General features: G+C 71.1%; 11 protein-coding genes. 6 read left to right on the top strand and 5 right to left on the bottom strand.

Annotated features, from left to right (window positions below):
- Positions 1–33: 33 nt before the first annotated feature.
- On the bottom strand, positions 34–2,778 hold the full coding sequence (gene mutS / locus BT98_RS0110650) for a DNA mismatch repair protein MutS (protein ID WP_019460766.1): 2,745 nt from the start codon (positions 2,776–2,778) through the stop codon (positions 34–36).
- A 138-nt stretch (positions 2,779–2,916) separates the two neighbouring features.
- Between mutS and BT98_RS0110645 the strand changes: the two genes are divergently transcribed.
- Positions 2,917–4,509 carry an ABC transporter substrate-binding protein gene (locus BT98_RS0110645; RefSeq protein ID WP_019460767.1) on the top strand — a complete coding sequence of 531 codons (1,593 nt, stop codon included), beginning with the start codon at positions 2,917–2,919 and terminating at the stop codon, positions 4,507–4,509.
- 67 nt (positions 4,510–4,576) lie between these two features.
- On the opposite strand, the gene BT98_RS0110640 is transcribed toward BT98_RS0110645, so the two are convergent.
- From BT98_RS0110640 to BT98_RS0110630, 3 genes are read right to left on the bottom strand one after another with little or no spacing between them, the layout of a single operon-like run.
- Positions 4,577–6,835 (bottom strand): xanthine dehydrogenase family protein molybdopterin-binding subunit, encoded by a 2,259-nt coding sequence (locus tag BT98_RS0110640; protein ID WP_019460768.1) that lies wholly within the window; start codon positions 6,833–6,835, stop codon positions 4,577–4,579.
- Between the two features lie 13 nt (positions 6,836–6,848).
- Positions 6,849–7,862, bottom strand: coding sequence for an FAD binding domain-containing protein (locus BT98_RS0110635; RefSeq protein WP_019460769.1), 1,014 nt, complete (start codon positions 7,860–7,862; stop codon positions 6,849–6,851).
- Entirely contained in the window at positions 7,859–8,320 is a 462-nt protein-coding gene (locus BT98_RS0110630; protein ID WP_019460770.1) for a (2Fe-2S)-binding protein, read from the bottom strand. Before BT98_RS0110630 ends, BT98_RS0110635 begins: the two co-directional genes overlap by 4 nt.
- A 558-nt stretch (positions 8,321–8,878) precedes the next feature.
- Between BT98_RS0110630 and BT98_RS0110625 the strand changes: the two genes are divergently transcribed.
- Both BT98_RS0110625 and BT98_RS0110620 read left to right on the top strand, forming a co-directional pair.
- A complete protein-coding gene (locus BT98_RS0110625; RefSeq protein WP_115359209.1) occupies positions 8,879–11,359 on the top strand; it encodes a recombinase in 2,481 nt (826 codons plus the stop codon).
- A 436-nt stretch (positions 11,360–11,795) separates the two neighbouring features.
- Entirely contained in the window at positions 11,796–12,818 is a 1,023-nt protein-coding gene (locus BT98_RS0110620) for an amidohydrolase family protein (RefSeq protein WP_019460772.1), read from the top strand.
- Positions 12,819–12,987: 169 nt separating this feature from the next.
- Here the strand turns inward: BT98_RS0110620 and BT98_RS0110615 are convergent, their stop codons facing one another.
- Complete coding sequence (locus BT98_RS0110615) at positions 12,988–13,446, bottom strand: MaoC family dehydratase (protein ID WP_019460773.1); 459 nt, start codon at positions 13,444–13,446, stop codon at positions 12,988–12,990.
- Positions 13,447–13,656: 210 nt separating this feature from the next.
- On the opposite strand from BT98_RS0110615, the gene BT98_RS0110610 reads away from it, so the two are divergent.
- From BT98_RS0110610 to BT98_RS0110600, 3 genes are read left to right on the top strand one after another with little or no spacing between them, the layout of a single operon-like run.
- Entirely contained in the window at positions 13,657–14,412 is a 756-nt protein-coding gene (locus BT98_RS0110610; RefSeq protein WP_019460774.1) for a GntR family transcriptional regulator, read from the top strand.
- Positions 14,413–14,414: 2 nt separating this feature from the next.
- Entirely contained in the window at positions 14,415–15,338 is a 924-nt protein-coding gene (locus tag BT98_RS0110605; RefSeq protein ID WP_019460775.1) for an NAD(P)-dependent oxidoreductase, read from the top strand.
- Positions 15,335–16,987, top strand: coding sequence for a thiamine pyrophosphate-binding protein (locus BT98_RS0110600; RefSeq protein ID WP_019460776.1), 1,653 nt, complete (start codon positions 15,335–15,337; stop codon positions 16,985–16,987). Before BT98_RS0110605 ends, BT98_RS0110600 begins: the two co-directional genes overlap by 4 nt.
- The last annotated feature ends 55 nt before the right edge of the window (positions 16,988–17,042 follow it).

The raw sequence follows: 17,042 nt of genomic DNA, 5'->3' as shown, positions 1-17,042 counted from the left end.
CCGCGGTGTCCTGGCTGTCGCCGAAGAGTTTCATCAACGTGAAGATAGGATGGGCTGGGGCGACTTGACAGTCACCTCCGCTGCACCTGCGAGGCTTTTGAGCCGGTAGAGGGCCTCCAGGGCCTCGCGCGGGGACATGGCATCGGGGTCCATCGCCTCCAGGCTCTCGCGCAGGGCCTTGTCCGGGGCCGCTGGTTCCGGGTCCGTATGGAATCTCCCATCCCATGCAACACCCGGCGAAAAATGCTGCGGTGCCGGGTCCACGGGGTCCGGCCGAGCGGCCCGCAGCAGCGGCAGCTCCTCCTCCAGTGGGTCGAGGCCCTTCGCCCGGGCCTCCAGCGCCGCCAGCACCGATTCGGCCCGCGCCACCACCGCGCGCGGCACGCCGGCCAGCCGGGCCACGTGCAGGCCCCAGGAGCGCTCCGAGGCCCCCGGCGCCACGGTGTGCAGGAAGACCACCCGGCCCCGGTGCTCGCGCACCTCCATCCGGGCGGGGGCGAGGTCCGGCAGCTTGCCGGACAGTGCCGTCAGCTCGTGGAAATGGGTGGCGAAGATGGCGCGGCAGCGCAGCCGGTCGTGCAGCGCCTCCAGCACCGCCCAGGCGATGGCGAGGCCGTCCCAGGTGGCGGTGCCGCGCCCGACCTCGTCCAGGATCACCAGGGAGCGGGGGCCGGCCTGGTTCAGGATCACCGCCGTCTCGCTCATCTCCACCATGAAGGTGGAGCGGCCGCCGGCGATGTCGTCCGCGGCGCCGACGCGGGAGAAGAGCCGGTCCACCAGCCCGATCCGCGCTTCCTCGGCCGGGGCGAAGAGCCCCGCCTGGGCCAGCACCACCAGCAGCGCGTTCTGCCGCAGGAAGGTGGACTTGCCCGCCATGTTCGGCCCGGTCAGCAGGCAGAGGCGGCGGCCGGGGGAAAGATCGGCGTCGTTGGGCACGAAGGCCGGGCCCCGGGCCTTGCGCAGCGCGGCGTCCACCACCGGGTGGCGGGCCCCCCGCACGCGGAAGCCGGTGCCCTCCGAGATCTCCGGCCGGCACCAGCCGCCTCCGGCGGCGAGCTCGGCCGCCGCCTGCTGCACGTCGATCTCGGCCAGGGCCGTGGCGGCGGCGGCGATGCCCGGGGCGGCGTCGAGGCAGAGCTGGCGCAGATGCGCCACCACCCGCGCCTCGCGCCGCGCCGCCTCCTCCCGCGCCGAGGAGAGCTTGCGGTCCAGCTCCGCCAGGGCGGCGCAGGTGAAGCGATGGGCATTGGCCATGGTCTGGCGGTGGATCGGGGCGTGCGGCCCCTCCTGGGCCTTCGCGCGGAGCAGGGCCTCCCCGGCGGCGGCGGGGACCTCCACCAGATGGCCGAACTGCTGGTGGTGCCTGATCTTCAGGCTGGCCACGCCCCAGGCCTGGGCCAGCTCGCGCTGCATCTCCAGGATCGCCTCGCGCGCGCCGTCGCGCAGCCGGCGCAGCCCGTCGAGCTGCCCGTCATAGCCGGTGGCGATGGCGTTGCCGTCCTCGAAGCGGGAGGGGAGGTCCTCCGCCAGGGCACGGGCCAGCTCCGCCCGGGGGGAGTTCCCCGGCAGCAGGGCCTTCGCCGCGCGCAGCAGCAGCAGGGGCACGCCCTCCGCCCGGTCCAGCGCCTGGCGGATGCTCTCGGCCCGGCCCAGCCCTTCGGCCATGGCGGCGAGGTCGCGCGGAAAGAAGCGGCCGACCGAAAGCCGGGCCAGGGCGCGCTGCATGTCCGGCGCGCCGCGCAGGCCCTGCCGCAGGGCGGCGCGCAGGCGGCTGTCGTTCAGGAGGAACCCGACCGCCTCGTGCCGCTCGCGGATCGGCTCCGCCTCGGCCAGCGGGGCGGCGAGGCGGGCGGCGAGCTCCCGCCCCCCCGCGCCGGTCAGCGTCCGGTCCACCGCGGCGAAGAGGCAGCTTTCGGCATCGCCGCGCTCGGAGCGCAGGATCTCCAGCGAGCGGCGTGTCGCAGCGTCCATCCGCAGCAGGCGGGATTCGCCGCAGCATTCCGGCGGCGCGAGGCGGGGCAGGGTGCCCCCCTGGGTGGCGCGCACATAGTCGAGCGCCATGGCCAGCGCCGCCACCTCCTCCTCCGAGAAGGCGCCGAAGCCGTCCAGGCTGGCGACCTCCCAGGCGGCGCGGGCGATGCGGGAGGGGTCGCGGGGCGGGGCCGTCTCGCGCAGCCGCTCGCCGCAGCCGGCCAGCGCGCCGCTGGCGACCAGGGCAGGCGGGGCCAGGATCTCCGCCGGCTCCAGCCGTGAGAGCAGCGTCGCCGCCTCGGCCGGCAGGACGGATTCGGTGCAGACCATGCCGGTGGAGATGTCGAGCCAGGCGGCGCCCAGGCGTTCTCCCCCTCCCTCCGCCAGGGCGAGCAGCCAGGAGGGGCGGCCGCCTTCCAGCAGGGAATCCTCGGTCACCGTACCGGGGGTGACGATGCGCACCACCTCCCGCCGGATGGTGCTGGCCTTGCGCGCCTTGGCCTGTTCCGGCGTCTCCATCTGGTCGCAGAGCGCGACGCGGTAGCCGCGCCGCAGCAGCCGGGCGAGATAGGCCTCGTGCGCATGGGCCGGCACGCCGGCCATGGGGATGGGCTGGCCGTTGTGCTCGCCCCGGTGGGAGGTGGCGAGGCCCAGCACCTCCCCGGCCAGGATGGCGTCGTCGAAGAACATCTCGAAGAAATCGCCGAGCCGGAAGAAGACCAGCGCGTCCGGATGCGCGGCCTTGGCGGCGAACCACTGGGCCATCGCCGGGGTGGCGCCCTCGGCGGCGGGAAGGTTGCGATTCATCCATCCTTCCTAGGGCGCCGCGCCGGGGGCGGTCCAGAGCGGATCGGGCATGGGGCGGGTGCGGCGGGCGATGCCCTTCCGCTTGGCATCCCGGCCGCCCCGTCGCACTCTCCCGCGCGTCAGCCAGGGAGCCACGCCATGAATCGCCGCAACCTCCTCAAGGGCGCCGCCGGGCTGGGGGGCGCCGCCCTGGCCGGCGGCGTCGCCGGGCCCGCCCTGGCGCAGAACAGCCGGGCCAGCACGCTGCGCTTCGTGCCGCAGGCGAATCTGAGCGCGCTGGACCCGATCTGGACCACCGCCACGGTCACCTCGAACCACGGCTACTACATCTTCGACACGCTCTTCGCCGTGGATGCGAACAACCGCGTGCAGCCGCAGATGGCCGAGGGGCACGAGGTCGCCGATGGCGGCAGGCTCTGGCGCTTCCGCCTGCGGGAGGGGCTGAAGTTCCATGACGGCACGCCGGTGCGGTCCGCCGACTGCATCGCCAGCGTGAAGCGCTGGGCCTCGCGCGATCCCTTCGGCCAGCTCATCACCGGCATCACCGAGGAATGGAAGGTGGTGGACGACCGGAACTTCGAGCTCCGGCTGAACCGTCCCTTCCCGGCGCTGCTGGAGGCGCTGGGCAAGGCCGAGGCCAACGTGCCCTTCATCATGCCGGAACGGCTGGCGAAGACCGACGGCGCCACGGCGATCACCGAGATGGTGGGCTCCGGCCCCTACCGCTTCGTGGCCTCCGAGTTCAATTCCGGCTCCCGCGCCGTCTATACGAAGTTCGACGGCTATGTGCCGCGCCATGAGGCGCCCTCGGCCGCCGCCGGCGCCAAGATCGCGCATTTCCAGCGCATCGAGTGGCACATCATCACCGATCCCTCGACCGCCGCGGCGGCCCTGCTGGCGGGCGAGATCGACTGGTGGGAGCGTCCGCTCGCCGACCTGCAGCCGATGCTGGCCCAGAGCCGCGACGTCAGGCGGGAGATCCTGGACAAGGCCGGCCGCATGGCGCTGGCGCGGCTGAACTGCCTGCAGCCGCCCTTCGACAACGTGAAGCTGCGCCAGGCGGTGCTGAAGTCGGTGGTGCAGGAGGACTACATGCGCGCCGCCCAGGGGGACGACCAGTCCACCTGGAACACGATGCGCAGCCTGTACCCGCAGCGCACGCCCTACTACGTGGACCAAGCCGACCTGATGCCGGGCAGCATCGATGCCTGCAAGGCGGCGCTGAAGGAGGCGGGCTATGCGGGGCAGAAGCTGGTCATCATCAACCCGACCGACTTCCCGGATATCGGCCCGCTCGGCCAGGTGACGGCGGATGCGCTGCGCCGCGCCGGGATGAACGTGGAGCTGGCCGAAAGCGACTGGGGAACCGTCATCCAGCGCCGCAACTCGCGCGAGCCGGTGGAGAAGGGCGGCTGGAGCATGTTCCACACCACCGGCGGCTCCAACCTCTATGGCAGCCCGGCGACCTCGCCCCTGCTGCGGGGCCAGGGCGAGAAGGGCTGGTTCGGCTGGTGGAAGAGCGACAGGGCCGAGGCCCTGACGCAGGAATGGCTCTACGCCTCGGATGCCGATGCCCAGCGCCGCGTCGCCCTGGAGCTCGGCCGCCACGCGCTGGAGGAAGCCGGCACCCTGCCGCTCGGCCAGTTCACCGTCCGCACCGCCTTCCGCAAGGATCTCACCGGCTTCGTGGAGGGTTCCTCGCCCTTCCCTTGGGGGGTGCAGCGGAGCTGAAGGCGGCCGCCTTCCATGACTGGGGTGGAGACATGGCCTCCACCCCGCCTGGGTTGCGGGCGGGGGCCTATTCCGCCGGAACCGCGACATCCCCCAGCAGCTTGTCGACGGTGATCGGCAGGCTGCGGATGCGCTTGCCCGTGGCATGGAAGACGGCGTTGGCGATGGCGGCGGCGGTGCCGCAGATGCCGATCTCGCCCAGGCCCTTCACGCCGAGCGGGTTGCCCTTGTCGTTGTCCTCCTGCACGAAGATCACGTCGATGTCGTGGACATCGGCGTTCACCGGCACGTGGTACTCGGCCAGATTGTGGTTCATGAAGCGGCCGAGATTGTGGTCCTGCAGCGACTCCTCGGTCAGCGCCATGCTCATGCCCCAGACCACGCCGCCGATGATCTGCGAGCGTGCGGTCTTGGGGTTGATGATCCGCCCCGCGGCGACGGCATCGACGATGCGGGTGACGCGGATGACGCCCAGCTCCTCGTCCACCCGCACCTCCGCGAAGACGGCGGAGTGCGTGTAGGAGGAATACGTCTTCTGCATTTCCTTGGAGGGGGAGGCGGTCTGCTCCTCCTCGATCCGGTCCAGCCCGGCGGCGCGCATCACCTCGGTGATGGGCAGGGAGCGCAACGGGTCCGCGCTCAGGCCGATGCGGCCATTGGCGAAGCTGACATCCTCCATCGCCGCGCCGGCGAGCGGGGAATCCGGCAGGCCGCGCGCGGCGCCGAGCAGGCGGGCGCGCACCATGTCGCAGGCCGCCAGCACCGCGGAGCCGGCCGAGGCGGCGGTCCAGGAGCCGCCCTCGACGGGCGAGGTGGGCAGGGAGCTGTCGCCGATCTTCGCCGTGACATCCTCCATCCCCAGCCCCAGCGCGTCGGCGCCGATCTGGGTCAGGATGGTATAGGTGCCGGTGCCGATATCGGCGGTGGCGGTGGCGACTTCCAGCTTGCCATCGGCGGTGAGGGTGGCGCGGGCGCTGGTCTTCATCATCTGCGCCTCCCAGACGCCAGAGGCCACGCCCCAGCCGATCAGCTCGCGCCCCTCACGCATCGAGCGGGGCTCGGGGCTGCGCCTGCTCCAGCCAAAGCGCTCGGCGCCCTCGCGATAGGCGGCGCGCAATTCCTTGGAGGTGAAGGGCTTGCCCTCGTTCTCGTCCTTTTCCGCATAGTTCCGCAGGCGAAGCTCCAGCGGGTCGGCCTTCAGCGCGTAGGCCAGCTCATCCAGCGCGGATTCCAGGGCGAAGAGGCCGGTTGGTGCGCCCGGGGCGCGCATGTCGCAGGGCGTGTAGGTGTCGATCTTCGCCAGCTTGTAGTCCAGCGCCACGTTCTCGCAGTGGTAGAGCAGGCCGGACCAGTTCACCACGACCTCCTGGTAGTCCTCGAACTGCGAGGTGCCGGAGATCGCCTCGTGCCGGATGGCCTGCAAGACGCCATCCGCATCGGCGCCGATGCTGACGTCCTGCAGCACGTCGGGCCGGTAGCCGAAGGTGAACATCTGCTCGCGCGACAACACGACGCGCACCGAACGTTCCAGCTCCAGCGCCGCCATCACGGCGAGGAAAAGCTGGTACTGCGGCCGCAGCCCCGAGCCGAAGGCGCCGCCCACGAAGGGCGAGATCACGCGCACCTTGTCGGCGGACAGTCCGAAGACGTTGCTGACATACTTCTGGCTGTTCTGCGCGCCCTGGATCTTGTCGTGGACGGTGATCCTGCCGTCGCCTTCCCAGACCACGGTGGTGGCATGGGGCTCCATCGGGTTGTGGTGCTCGATGGCGATGCGGTACTCGCCCGCGACCTTGTGCGGGGCGGCCTCCAGGGCCTTCTCCGCATCGCCGCGCGGCGGGGGAGGGGGCGCGATGCCGGAACGCTTCTTCGGCGGCACATAGGCCGCGCCGCGCACGGCGGCGACATCCGTGGCATGCGGCGCTTCCTCGTAGCGCACCTGCACCAGCATGGCGGCATGGCGCGCGGTGGAGAAATCCTCCGCCACCACCAGCGCCACGGGCTGGCCGCTGTAGTGGATCTCGGCATCGTAGAGGGCGCGGAAGGGCGAGCCCGGCGGCGCCACGTCATCCTGGTAGTTCTTGCTGCGCCAGGCGGTGCGCGGCCGGTTCTCATGGGTGAAGACCTGCACCACGCCAGGCACGGCCAGCGCCGCCGCGGTGTCGATCACGGCGATCTTGCCCCGGGCGATGCCGCTGGACACGACGACGCCGTGCAGCAGGCCGGGGGCGGTGAACTCGGCGGCGTACTTCGCCTCGCCGGTCACCTTGGCCTTGCCGTCCACGCGGCTCTGCGGGGAACCGAAATAGGGGGTGTTGCTGCTCATCGGACGTGTCCCCTCACTGGATCCGCTTGTCGGCGACGGGCTGCGGCGTGCCGGCCGCCGCCTGGGACAGGGCGCGCAGGATGGCCTGCCGCGCCATGGGAATCTTGAAATCGTTCTGCCCGTGGCCCCGCGCGCCCTCGATCAGCGCCTCGGCGGCGGGCAGGAAGCTTTCCAGCGTGGCAGGCCTGCCGCGCAGCAGCGCCTCCGCCTCGGGCCGGCGCCAGGGCTTGTGCGCCACGCCGCCCAGGGCGATGCGCGCCTCCTTCACCGTGTCGCCTTCCATCTCCAGCCCCACGGCGACGCTGACCAGGGCGAAGGCATAGGAAGCGCGGTCGCGGAGCTTGAGATAGGTGTGGTGTTCCGTGAAGCCCTGCGGTGGCAGGTCGATCGCGGTGATCAGCTCGTCCGCACCGAGATTCGTGTCGCGCTCCGGCGCATCGCCGGGCAGGCGGTGGAACCCGGCGAAGGGGATCTCGCGTTCGCCCTGCGGGCCGGTGACGCGCACCACCGCCTCCAGCGCCGCGAGTGCCACGCACATGTCGGAGGGATGGGTGGCGATGCAGCTCTCGCTGGCGCCGAGGATGGCATGGATGCGGTTCACGCCGGTCCTGGCCGGACAGCCGCTGCCGGGCACGCGCTTGTTGCAGGGCGTGCCCGTATCATAGAAATAGTAGCACCGTGTCCGTTGCAGCAGGTTGCCACCGTTCGTGGCCATGTTGCGGAGCTGTGGCGAGGCGCCGGACAGGATCGCCAGGTTCAGCAGCGGGTAGCGTTCGGCGACGCGGCTGTCATAGGCGGTCTGGGCATTGGTCACGAGGGCGCCCAGGCGCAGGCCGCCTTCCGGCGTTTCCGTGATCTCGCGCAGCGGCAGATGGGTGACATCCACCAGATGATCCGGCCGCTCCACATTCTCCTTCATCAGGTCGAGGAGATTGGTGCCGCCCGCGATGAATTTCGCCGCGCCGGCGGCGTGGCTGCGGACCGCGCCCGCGACGTCCGCGGCGCGAGTGTAGTCGAAGCGGTTCATTGCGCTTCCTCCCCGGCCTGCAGCGCCTGCTCGATCGCCGCCACGATGTTGGGATAGGCGCCGCAGCGGCACAGGTTGCCGCTCATCAGCTCGCGGATCTCGGCCGGGTTCTTCGCCCGCCCCTCGCGGATCAACCCGACGGCGGAACAGATCTGCCCGGGCGTGCAGTAGCCGCACTGGAAGGCGTCGTGGTCGATGAAGGCCTGCTGCACCGGATGCAGGTGGCCGTTGGACAGCCCCTCCACGGTGCGGATCTCGCAGCCTTCCTTCATCACGGCCAGGGTCAGGCAGGAATTCACCCGCACCCCGTCCACCAGAACGGTGCAGGCACCGCACTGGCCCTGGTCGCAGCCCTTCTTGGTGCCCGTCAGGCCGATATGGTCGCGCAGGGCATCCAGCAGGGTCGTCCAGGGTGCCAGCGGCACGGTGTGGTCCTGGCCGTTGACCCTCAGGGTCACGTCGCGTGCCTCATGGCCGGGTCTGGCCCCGGCGGGGGCCTCGGTCGCGGTCTCACTCAATGCCAAGCCCTCCGGCTTCGTTCGCTTATGGCGTCGGAACGGAACGAACCGTCCCCGTGCCGAGGGCCTCGGGGCGGAATTCCGGCGGTTCATTCCATGGCCGCTCAACGCCTCCGGGGAGGAGCCGGTTGCCGGAAGGGCGAGGCGCGCGGGAGGCTCACGCCAGAAGTGAGGCGATGGCCCGCATCCGGCGGTTGCGGTATGACGCCGTGACGGCCAGAACCGGCCTGGCCCGGCCCGCCCGGCCGCCGGAATCAGGGCTGCGGTAAGCCTGCACCGCTCGCCATAGCGTGAATCCCGGGGCGGCTTCTCAACAGGGCCGCCCAAGCGCCTGATCCGTGGCGGAAATGCCCCAGTCCTGATTCGGATGCGTAAGCTCCTCCACCAGATATTGTGTGAAACCGAGGGTCTGATAGCCATATATATGGTCACTGAGCCCGAGGCGCCGAATCCGACGCGCCCCGGGCAGGCCCCTGATTTTCCTGACCGAGGTTGCTGATGGACGGCTACGCGCAGACTCTCGCCCCTGGATTCGCCCCCCGCCATGGCGGGGTGGCGGCCCGGCCGGATGCTGTGCGGAAACAACCCGGCGGCGTCCCGGCGCAGGTTTCGGTGGGGGCGGGCTTCGGCACGCATCCCGTGCCCGGCCGCCGTCTGGATGCCGGGATGGGCTTGGCCGTGGGCCGCCGCACCGTCTTCCGCCCGGAGGACGCCGAGGACTTCGGCCGAGTGGCCGAGCGCGTTTCCGCTGGCAACACCGCCCTGGCGCCCACCGCCCCGGGCGAGCGCGAGGCGCTGCGCAACGCCATCGCCACCGGGGCGCTGCTGACCTCCGGCCGCCACCTCCAGCACGGTGATGCCGAGCAGCCGAAGCGCAACATGGAGGTCTTCACCAACTGCGCCACGGCGATCACCTCCTTCGCCGAGTTCTACCTGCTGCTGAACGGCTCCGGCGTCGGGCGTGCCTATGACGACGAGCTGGCGGTGGTGGACTGGGCCAGCGCCCCCGATCTGCGGCTGCATCTTTCGCCCGAGCATCCGGACTTCCCCGCCACCCGCGACACGCTGCGCCGCTTCGGGGTGGAGATGGGGCTGCTGCCCTGGGGCACGGACGATGCCGGCTTCGACGCGGCGGCGGAGGCGGCGGTGCGCGCCTTCCTCGATGCGGAGCTGGTGAGCGACCTCGCCGCCATTCCGGCGGGCGCCGTGGTCCACCGCGTGGCCGACAGCCGCGAGGGCTGGGCCAAGGCGGTCGAGGTGCTGGAGGCCATGGCCTTCCGTGGCGAGCGGGGGAAGACCCTGCTGCTCGACCTCTCCGATGTCCGCCCCGCCGGGGCGCCGATCCGCGGCATGCAGGGGCGCCCGGCCTCGGGGCCGATCTCGCTGCTGCGCGGGCTGATCAACATCCGCCGCCATGTGATCGAGCCCGCCCGGGCGCGGGACCCGCAGGGCGAGGCGCTGCAACCCTGGGAGCAGGCGCTGCTGGTGGACCACCACCTGTCCGTGGAGGTGCAGGTGGGCGGTGCCCGCCGCGCCGCGCGCATGGCCACCAAGTCCTGGCGCGACCCGGGCATCCTGCGCTTCGTGCGCGCCAAGTCGGAAGGCGGGCTCTGGACCGCCAACAACTCCGTCATGGTGGACCGCGAGTTCTGGCAGCGCGTCCGGGAGGGCGACGCGGCCGACCCGCTGACCCGCCATGCCCGCACGGTCTTCGACGAGGTGACGCGCTGCGCCTTCGTGAACGGCGAGCCCGGCTTCATCAACGGCGACCTGCTGGAGGACCACCGCACCGGCGCCGCCTGGGACAAGCCGGTCTTCGAGGATGGGCGCGACTTCCGCTCCGACCGCTACCAGGTGACGGAGGCCGAGGGGCTGCTGGCCGAGACGGCGCGCCGCGCCTCCACCGCGCGCTTCCCGGTCACCACCAATCCCTGCGGCGAGATCACCCTGCACGTCACGGGCGGCTATTGCGTCATCGCCGATTTCGCGCCGCTGCTGGCCTGCCCCGTCAGCCTCGACGACGTCACCCCCGGCGCGGCGCCGGAGGAGATCGCCGGGGAATGGGACCGGCGGGTGGAGGATTCCGTGCGTCTCGGCGTGCGCTTCCTGATCCGCGCCAACCGGATGGACGCGCTCTATGGCGAGGAGGTCGCCCGGACCAACCGCATCGGCATCGGCCCCACCGGCCTGCACGAATGGGCCTGGATGCGCTTCGGCCTGGGCTTCCGCGAGATGCTGGACGAGACCCGTTCCGCCGGTTTCTGGGCGATGCTGGACCGGCTTTCCGCCATCGCCAAGGAGGAGGCCAATGCCTATGCCGCCGAGCTCGGCATGGCGCGGCCGGTCACCGTCACCACGGTCAAGCCGGCGGGCACCACCAGCAAGCTCTTCGCCCTGACCGAGGGCGCGCACCTGCCGGCGCGGCGCCAGTATCTCCGCTGGGTGCAGTTCAAGGGCACGCGCGACGAGGCCACCGGCGAGTGGCTGCCCGGCTCCGACCCGCTGCTGGCGGATTACGAGGCGCGCGGCTACCCGCTGCGGGCGCTGCGCTCCTTCCCCGGCATGACCATCGTCGGCTTCCCCACCGTGCCGCTGTTGCAGCGCCTGGGTCTGGAGGACGGGCTGGTCACCGCACCCGAAGCGACGCCGGAGGAGCAGTACCAGTATCTCCGCCTGCTGGAGCGCCACTGGATCGGCCGCGACCAGGGCAACCAGGTCAGCTATACGCTGAAGGTCTATACCGACCAGCACGACCTCGACGCCTTCCGCGCCATGGTGCGGGAGCACCAGCCCTCGGTGCGCTGCTGCTCCGTCCTGCCCAGCCGCCCCGACTCCGAGCTCGGCTACGAGTACCTGCCGGAGGAGGAGATCTCCGCCGGACGCTTCGCCGCCATTGTCGAGGGCATCGACGACAGTGCGGTGCGCGAGGCGGTGGACTGGGCGCATCTCCAGTGCGCCAGCGGCGTCTGCCCGATCTGACCGGCGGGGGGCGCACTTCGCGGCTTTGACGTCGCGCCGTCCCGGGGGAAAGGCGCTGCCTTTCCCCCGGACCCCCTATCCGCCAGGACCCTGCGGGCCCTGGACCCGATGGGTTGGCGCCCGCTGACGCCGGATCACGCCGGAGAGCATGGCTCTCCGGCGGGCTGCTGGTGCCGCCAGCGTGGACAAGGTGTCTTTCTTCTTTTCGGGAGCCCCGCCTCTCCACCTGTTCCCAGGGATCAACCCGCAGACGGCTGCTATGCCGTCCGGTGATAGGAACGCCGGGAAAACCGATAGCACGGCCCTCCCTGGCCTCCTGTAGAAGTTCCGCGACAGCCCGGTGCGGGACGCGGCCATGGGGAGGAACCACGCCTTCCGTGGCGGACCGGGCCTTTGGCGCCGCCGAAACGAAGCAGGGGTTCCGGGAGGACCGCGCATGATCATCGACTGCCATGGCCACTACACCACGGCGCCGGCCGCCCATGACCGCTGGCGCGAGGCGCAGACAGCGGCCTTCAAGGCCGGGGGCGATGTCGATCCCGCCTATCCCGATATTTCCGACGACGAGATCCGCGAGACGGTGGAGAAGAACCAGTTGCGCCTGCTGCGCGAACGCGGCGCCGACCTGACGATCTTCAGCCCGCGCGCCTCCACCATGGCACACCATGTCGGCGACGAAGCGGTGAGCCAGGCCTGGACGCGGCGCTGCAACGACCTGATCAAGCGCGTGGTGGACCTCTTTCCGCAGCACTTCGTGGGCGTCTGCCAGTTGCCGCAGTCGCCGGGTGTGTCGATCACCCATTCCATCGCGGAGCTGGAGCGCTGCGTGACGGAGCTGGGCTTCATCGGCTGCAACCTGAACCCGGACCCGTCGGGCGGGCACTGGGCCGGGCCACCGCTCACCGACCGGGCCTGGTATCCGTTCTTCGAGAAGATGGTCGAGCTGGACGTGCCGGCGATGATCCACGTCTCCGGCTCCTGCAACTGCAACTTCCACGCGACCGGCGCCCACTACATCAACGCCGACACCACCGCCTTCATGCAGTTCCTGGAGGGCGACCTGTTCCGGGACTTCCCGGCGCTGCGCTTCGTCATCCCGCATGGCGGCGGCGCGGTGCCCTATCACTGGGGCCGCTACCGCGGGCTGGCCGACATGCTGAAGCGCCCGCCGCTGGCCGAGCACGTGATGCGGAACGTGTTCTTCGACACCTGCGTCTATCACCAGCCGGGTATCGACCTGCTGTTCCGGGTGATCGACATCGACAACATCCTGTTCGGGTCGGAAATGGTCGGGGCGGTGCGCGGGATCGATCCGGAAACCGGCCACTACTTCGACGACACGAAGCGCTACATCGACGCGCTGCCCATCCCGGCGGCGGACAAGCACAAGGTCTTCGAGCTGAACGCCCGCCGCGTCTATCCGCGCCTCGATGCCATCCTGCGGGACCAGGGTCGGTAGCGGCAGCCTTCCGGCGCGATCCGGCATCAAGGTGAGCCAGCGAAAGGGAGCCAGGGCCCGCAGCGTCCTGACGGAGTGGGGCCGGGGGAAAGGCGGCGCCTCTCCCCCCGGGGCGGCGCAACGTCAGGACCGTGAAGCGCGGACCGGCTGCCAAGGGGAGCCGCCCGGATCAGCCAGCCGCGCGGCGCGGGACCAGGGCCGAGGTGACGGTGGATTGGACCACTTCCTCCGCCTGGTTCTTCGTGATGATGCGGGCCTTCAGGATGCCCTGGTCGGGGCGGGAGCGTGAGGGGCGCATCGACAGCACCTCCACCTCCACATGCAGCTCGTCGCCGGGCTTCACCGGGCGCACCCAGACCAGGTTCTCCAGTCCCAGCCCCTGGCCGCCCCTGGCGATGGGCGGCAGGGCGTCCTGGATGAACAGCCGCATCGAGACGGCGGCGGTGTGCCAGCCGCTGGCCACGAGTTGTCCGAACTGGCTGCGGGCCGCTTCCTCCTCGCCCAGGTGCTGCGGCTGCGGGTCGAATTCCCGGGCGAAGGCGATGATGGCGTCCCGCTCCATCCGGTAGGGCCCCGAGCGGAAGACCTGCCCATCCGCGAAATCCTCGAAGTAGTGTGGCTCCCTCATGCCGGGTGCCCCTTCGCGTGGTCCGGCTGTGGGGAGGGGCGGGGGGATGGAGGCATGGCGGGGCCCTTGTCATCGGTCGCGGAGGAGCCGCCTGTCGGGCGGCGGGTCGGGATGTGCCGATCCTGGGCCGCCAGGAAGGGCTTGTCAGGTGGTCCGTAAATGTATTCACTTCTGGATGCAGACAGACACACCCTCAGGACCGCCTGGCCCGTGACGCTTTCCACCGCCATCCAGCGGTCGGCCGACCGCCTTCACGAGCGGCTGAAGGCGATGGTGGCCGCCTATCACCTGCGCCCGGGCGAGCGGATCAACGAGGTCGAGCTGGCGCGCCGCTTCGGTGTCAGCCGCACGCCGCTGCGGGAGGCGCTGAACCGCCTGGCCTCGGAAGGCTTCCTGCTGGCCACGGCCAACCGCGGCTACCATGTCCGTCCGCTGGACGCGGCGCAGGTGCTGCGGCTGTACGAATACCGCGCCGTGCTGGAGGCCGGGGCGCTGCGCCTGTCGGCGGAGCGCGCCACGCCGGAGGCGCTGGAGGCGCTGCGGGATTTCGCCCGGCGCAGCCGCGACGAGCCGGAGGACGATGCCCAGGCGCTGCGGCTGCTTTCGCTGGACGAGGAGTTCCACGAGCGGCTGGCCGCGCTTTCCGGCAACGGGGAGCTGGTGCGGGCGCTGCGCGGACTGAACGAGCGCATCCGCTTCGTGCGCTGGATCGACATGCAGAACCGGCGCGGCGGCACGCAGGGCGAGCACCTGGAGATCCTGCGCCTGCTGGCGGGCGGGGAAGGCGAGGCGGCGGAGGCGCTGCTGCGCCGGCATATCGGCCGTCGGCTCGACCAGATCACCGAGGTCATCAAGGCGGGCTATGCCGAGATCTACACCGGCAATGCCCTGGCGGCGCATGTGATGGGGGCGGAAGGAATGGCACGGGCCGGACCGCTGCCGCTCGCCGAGGAAGCAGGAGGTTGAGGATGCGTGCGGTCTTCGTGGATGCCAGCGACGCGCTGGCGGATGTGGCGGAGCGGCTGAATGCCGGTGGCGGGGTGGATCTGCGCATCCATCGCGACGTGGATGTGACGCCGGACCGGATTCCGGCCGTGCTGGGCGATGCGGAGGTCGCCATCATCGACCACACGCACCTGCCGACCGATATCGCCCTGAAGTGCAAGGGGCTGAGGCATGTCGTCTTCCTCGGCACCGGGGCCCGGTCCTACATGAATCCGGAGGAACTGGAGGCGGCGCGCGGAATCTCCGTGCACATCATCAAGGGCTATGGCGACACCGCCGTGGCCGAGATGGCCTTCGCCCTGATGTGGGCGGCCGCCAAGAGCCTGGCGGCGATGGACGGCGCCATGCGCGGCGGCCAGTGGCTGCGGATGGAGGGCATGCAGCTCACCGGCAAGACGCTGGGCCTGCTGGGCTATGGCGGCATCGGGGCGGAGATGGCGCGGCTGGCACGCGGCATCGGCATGAAGGTGATCGCCTGGAACCGCACGCCGCGCGACGGCGAGGGGGTGGAGTTCGTGCCGCTGGAGCGGCTGCTGGCCGAGAGCCACGTGCTTTCCGTGCATCTGCTGCTGAACGACGGCACGCGCGGCTTCCTGTCGCGCGAGCGGATCGCCGCGATGCGCGACGGCGCCATCCTGGTCAACACCGCGCGCGGCGCCGTGGTGGACGAGAACGCGATGATGGACGCGCTGGGCTCGGGCAAGCTCGCCCATGCCGGGCTCGATGTCTTCGCCGTCGAGCCGCTGCCGCCCAACCATCCCCTGACGAAGCTGCCGAACGTGACCCTTTCGGCCCATTCCGCCTTCCGCACGCCGGAGGCCAGCGACAACCTGATCGAGGCGGCGCTCGAACATTGCCGCCGTATCCAGCGGGAGAACCGGAAATGAGCGCGCGGACCGGAGGACAGATCCTCGTCGACCAGCTCGTGGCCCAGGGCGTGGAGCATGTCACCTGCGTGCCGGGCGAAAGCTACCTCGCCGTGCTGGACGCGCTGCACGGTGCCAGCATCGACGTGATCACCTGCCGCCAGGAAGGCGGTGCGGCGATCATGGCCGAGGCCTGCGGCAAGATGACGGGGCGGCCCGGCATCTGCTTCGTGACGCGCGGGCCGGGTGCCACCAACGCCTCCTGCGGCGTGCACATCGCCATGCAGGATTCGACGCCGATGATCCTGTTCGTCGGCCAGATCGCACGCGAGATGCGGGAGCGCGAGGCCTTCCAGGAGCTCGACTACCGCGCCGTCTTCGGCACCATGTGCAAATGGGCGACCGAGATCGACACGCCCGACCGCGTGCCGGAGATCGTGTCCCGCGCCTTCCGCGTGGCGATGCAGGGCCGCCCCGGCCCGGTGGTCATCGCCCTGCCAGAGGACATGCTGGTCGAGACGGCCGACGTGCCCGACGCGCCGCGCGTGGAGCCGGCCCAGGCCGCGCCGCTGCCCGCCGACATGGAGCGGCTGGGCGGGATGCTGCGCGCGGCGAAGCGGCCGCTGGCCATCCTGGGCGGCACCGGCTGGGACCAGGCGGCGGTGGACGCCTATGGCGACTTCGCCGGGCGCTGGAGCCTCGCCACCTGCACCTCCTTCCGCCGCGCCGACCGGATGCGCTGGGACCATCCGTTCTATGTGGGCGATCTCGGCATCGGTCCCTCGCCGAAGCTGGCGGCGCGGGTGAAGGAGGCCGACCTGATCCTGCTGCTGGGCGGGCGGATGTCGGAGATGCCGTCCTCTTCCTACACGCTGCTCGACATTCCCGTGCCGAGGCAGGCGCTCGTGCATGTGCATCCGGGCGCGGAGGAGCTCGGCCGCGTTTATGTGCCCACGCTCGCCGTCCAGTCCGGCCCGCGTGCCTTCTGCGCCGCGCTGGGCGATCTCGCGCCGCCCGCCTCCATCCCCTGGGCGGAGGATGCGCGCCAGGGCCATGCCGACTACCTCGCCTGGTCGGAAACGCCGCGCCGGCTCCCGGGCGACTTCCAGTACGGCGAGGTGATGGCCTGGCTGCGCGAGCGCCTGCCGGGCGACAGCGCGCTGTGCAACGGCGCCGGCAACTTCGCCGGCTGGATGCACCGGCACTACCGCTTCTCGCGGCTCGGCACGCAGCTCGCGCCCACCTCCGGCTCCATGGGCTATGGCGTGCCGGCGGCGATCATGGCCAAGCGCGTGCGGCCCGATGCGATCGCGCTCTGCATCGCGGGCGACGGCGACTTCCTGATGACGGGCCAGGAGATCGCGACCGCCGTGCAGCACGGCATCGCCAGCATCACCGTGGTGGTGGACAACGGCATGTACGGCACCATCCGCATGCATCAGGAGCGCGAGTATCCCGGCCGCGTTTCCGCGACGAAGCTGCGGAACCCGGACTTCGCCGCCTATGCCCGCGCCTTCGGCGGCCATGGCGAGACGGTGCGCAGCACGGCGGAATTCGCCCCGGCCTTCGAGCGTGCCCTGGCCTCCGGCCTGCCGGCGGTGATCCACTGCTTCCTCGACCCGCGGGCGCTCTCGGTCGGGCGCGACATGCCGGAAGGGGCGCCGCTCTGACGCGGGTGGTCCGGTGAAGGACGATTGATCGGGCATGGCGCCGTGTGGTGCCCGC

Origin of the sequence: Roseomonas mucosa ATCC BAA-692, from assembly GCF_000622225.1 — a bacterium.
Classification (GTDB): Bacteria; Pseudomonadota; Alphaproteobacteria; order Acetobacterales; family Acetobacteraceae; genus Roseomonas; species Roseomonas mucosa.
The sequence above is the reverse complement of the archived record's forward strand: the minus strand, read 5'-3'. Positions and strand labels throughout refer to the sequence as shown.

Coding starts and splice junctions, on each gene's coding strand:
- mutS (WP_019460766.1), bottom strand. CDS start 2,778: ATGAATCGCAACCTTCCCGCCGCCGAGGGCGCCACCCCGGCGATGGCC.
- BT98_RS0110645 (WP_019460767.1), top strand. CDS start 2,917: ATGAATCGCCGCAACCTCCTCAAGGGCGCCGCCGGGCTGGGGGGCGCC.
- BT98_RS0110615 (WP_019460773.1), bottom strand. CDS start 13,446: ATGAGGGAGCCACACTACTTCGAGGATTTCGCGGATGGGCAGGTCTTC.
- BT98_RS0110640 (WP_019460768.1), bottom strand. CDS start 6,835: ATGAGCAGCAACACCCCCTATTTCGGTTCCCCGCAGAGCCGCGTGGAC.
- BT98_RS0110600 (WP_019460776.1), top strand. CDS start 15,335: ATGAGCGCGCGGACCGGAGGACAGATCCTCGTCGACCAGCTCGTGGCC.
- BT98_RS0110605 (WP_019460775.1), top strand. CDS start 14,415: ATGCGTGCGGTCTTCGTGGATGCCAGCGACGCGCTGGCGGATGTGGCG.
- BT98_RS0110620 (WP_019460772.1), top strand. CDS start 11,796: ATGATCATCGACTGCCATGGCCACTACACCACGGCGCCGGCCGCCCAT.
- BT98_RS0110635 (WP_019460769.1), bottom strand. CDS start 7,862: ATGAACCGCTTCGACTACACTCGCGCCGCGGACGTCGCGGGCGCGGTC.
- BT98_RS0110625 (WP_115359209.1), top strand. CDS start 8,879: ATGGACGGCTACGCGCAGACTCTCGCCCCTGGATTCGCCCCCCGCCAT.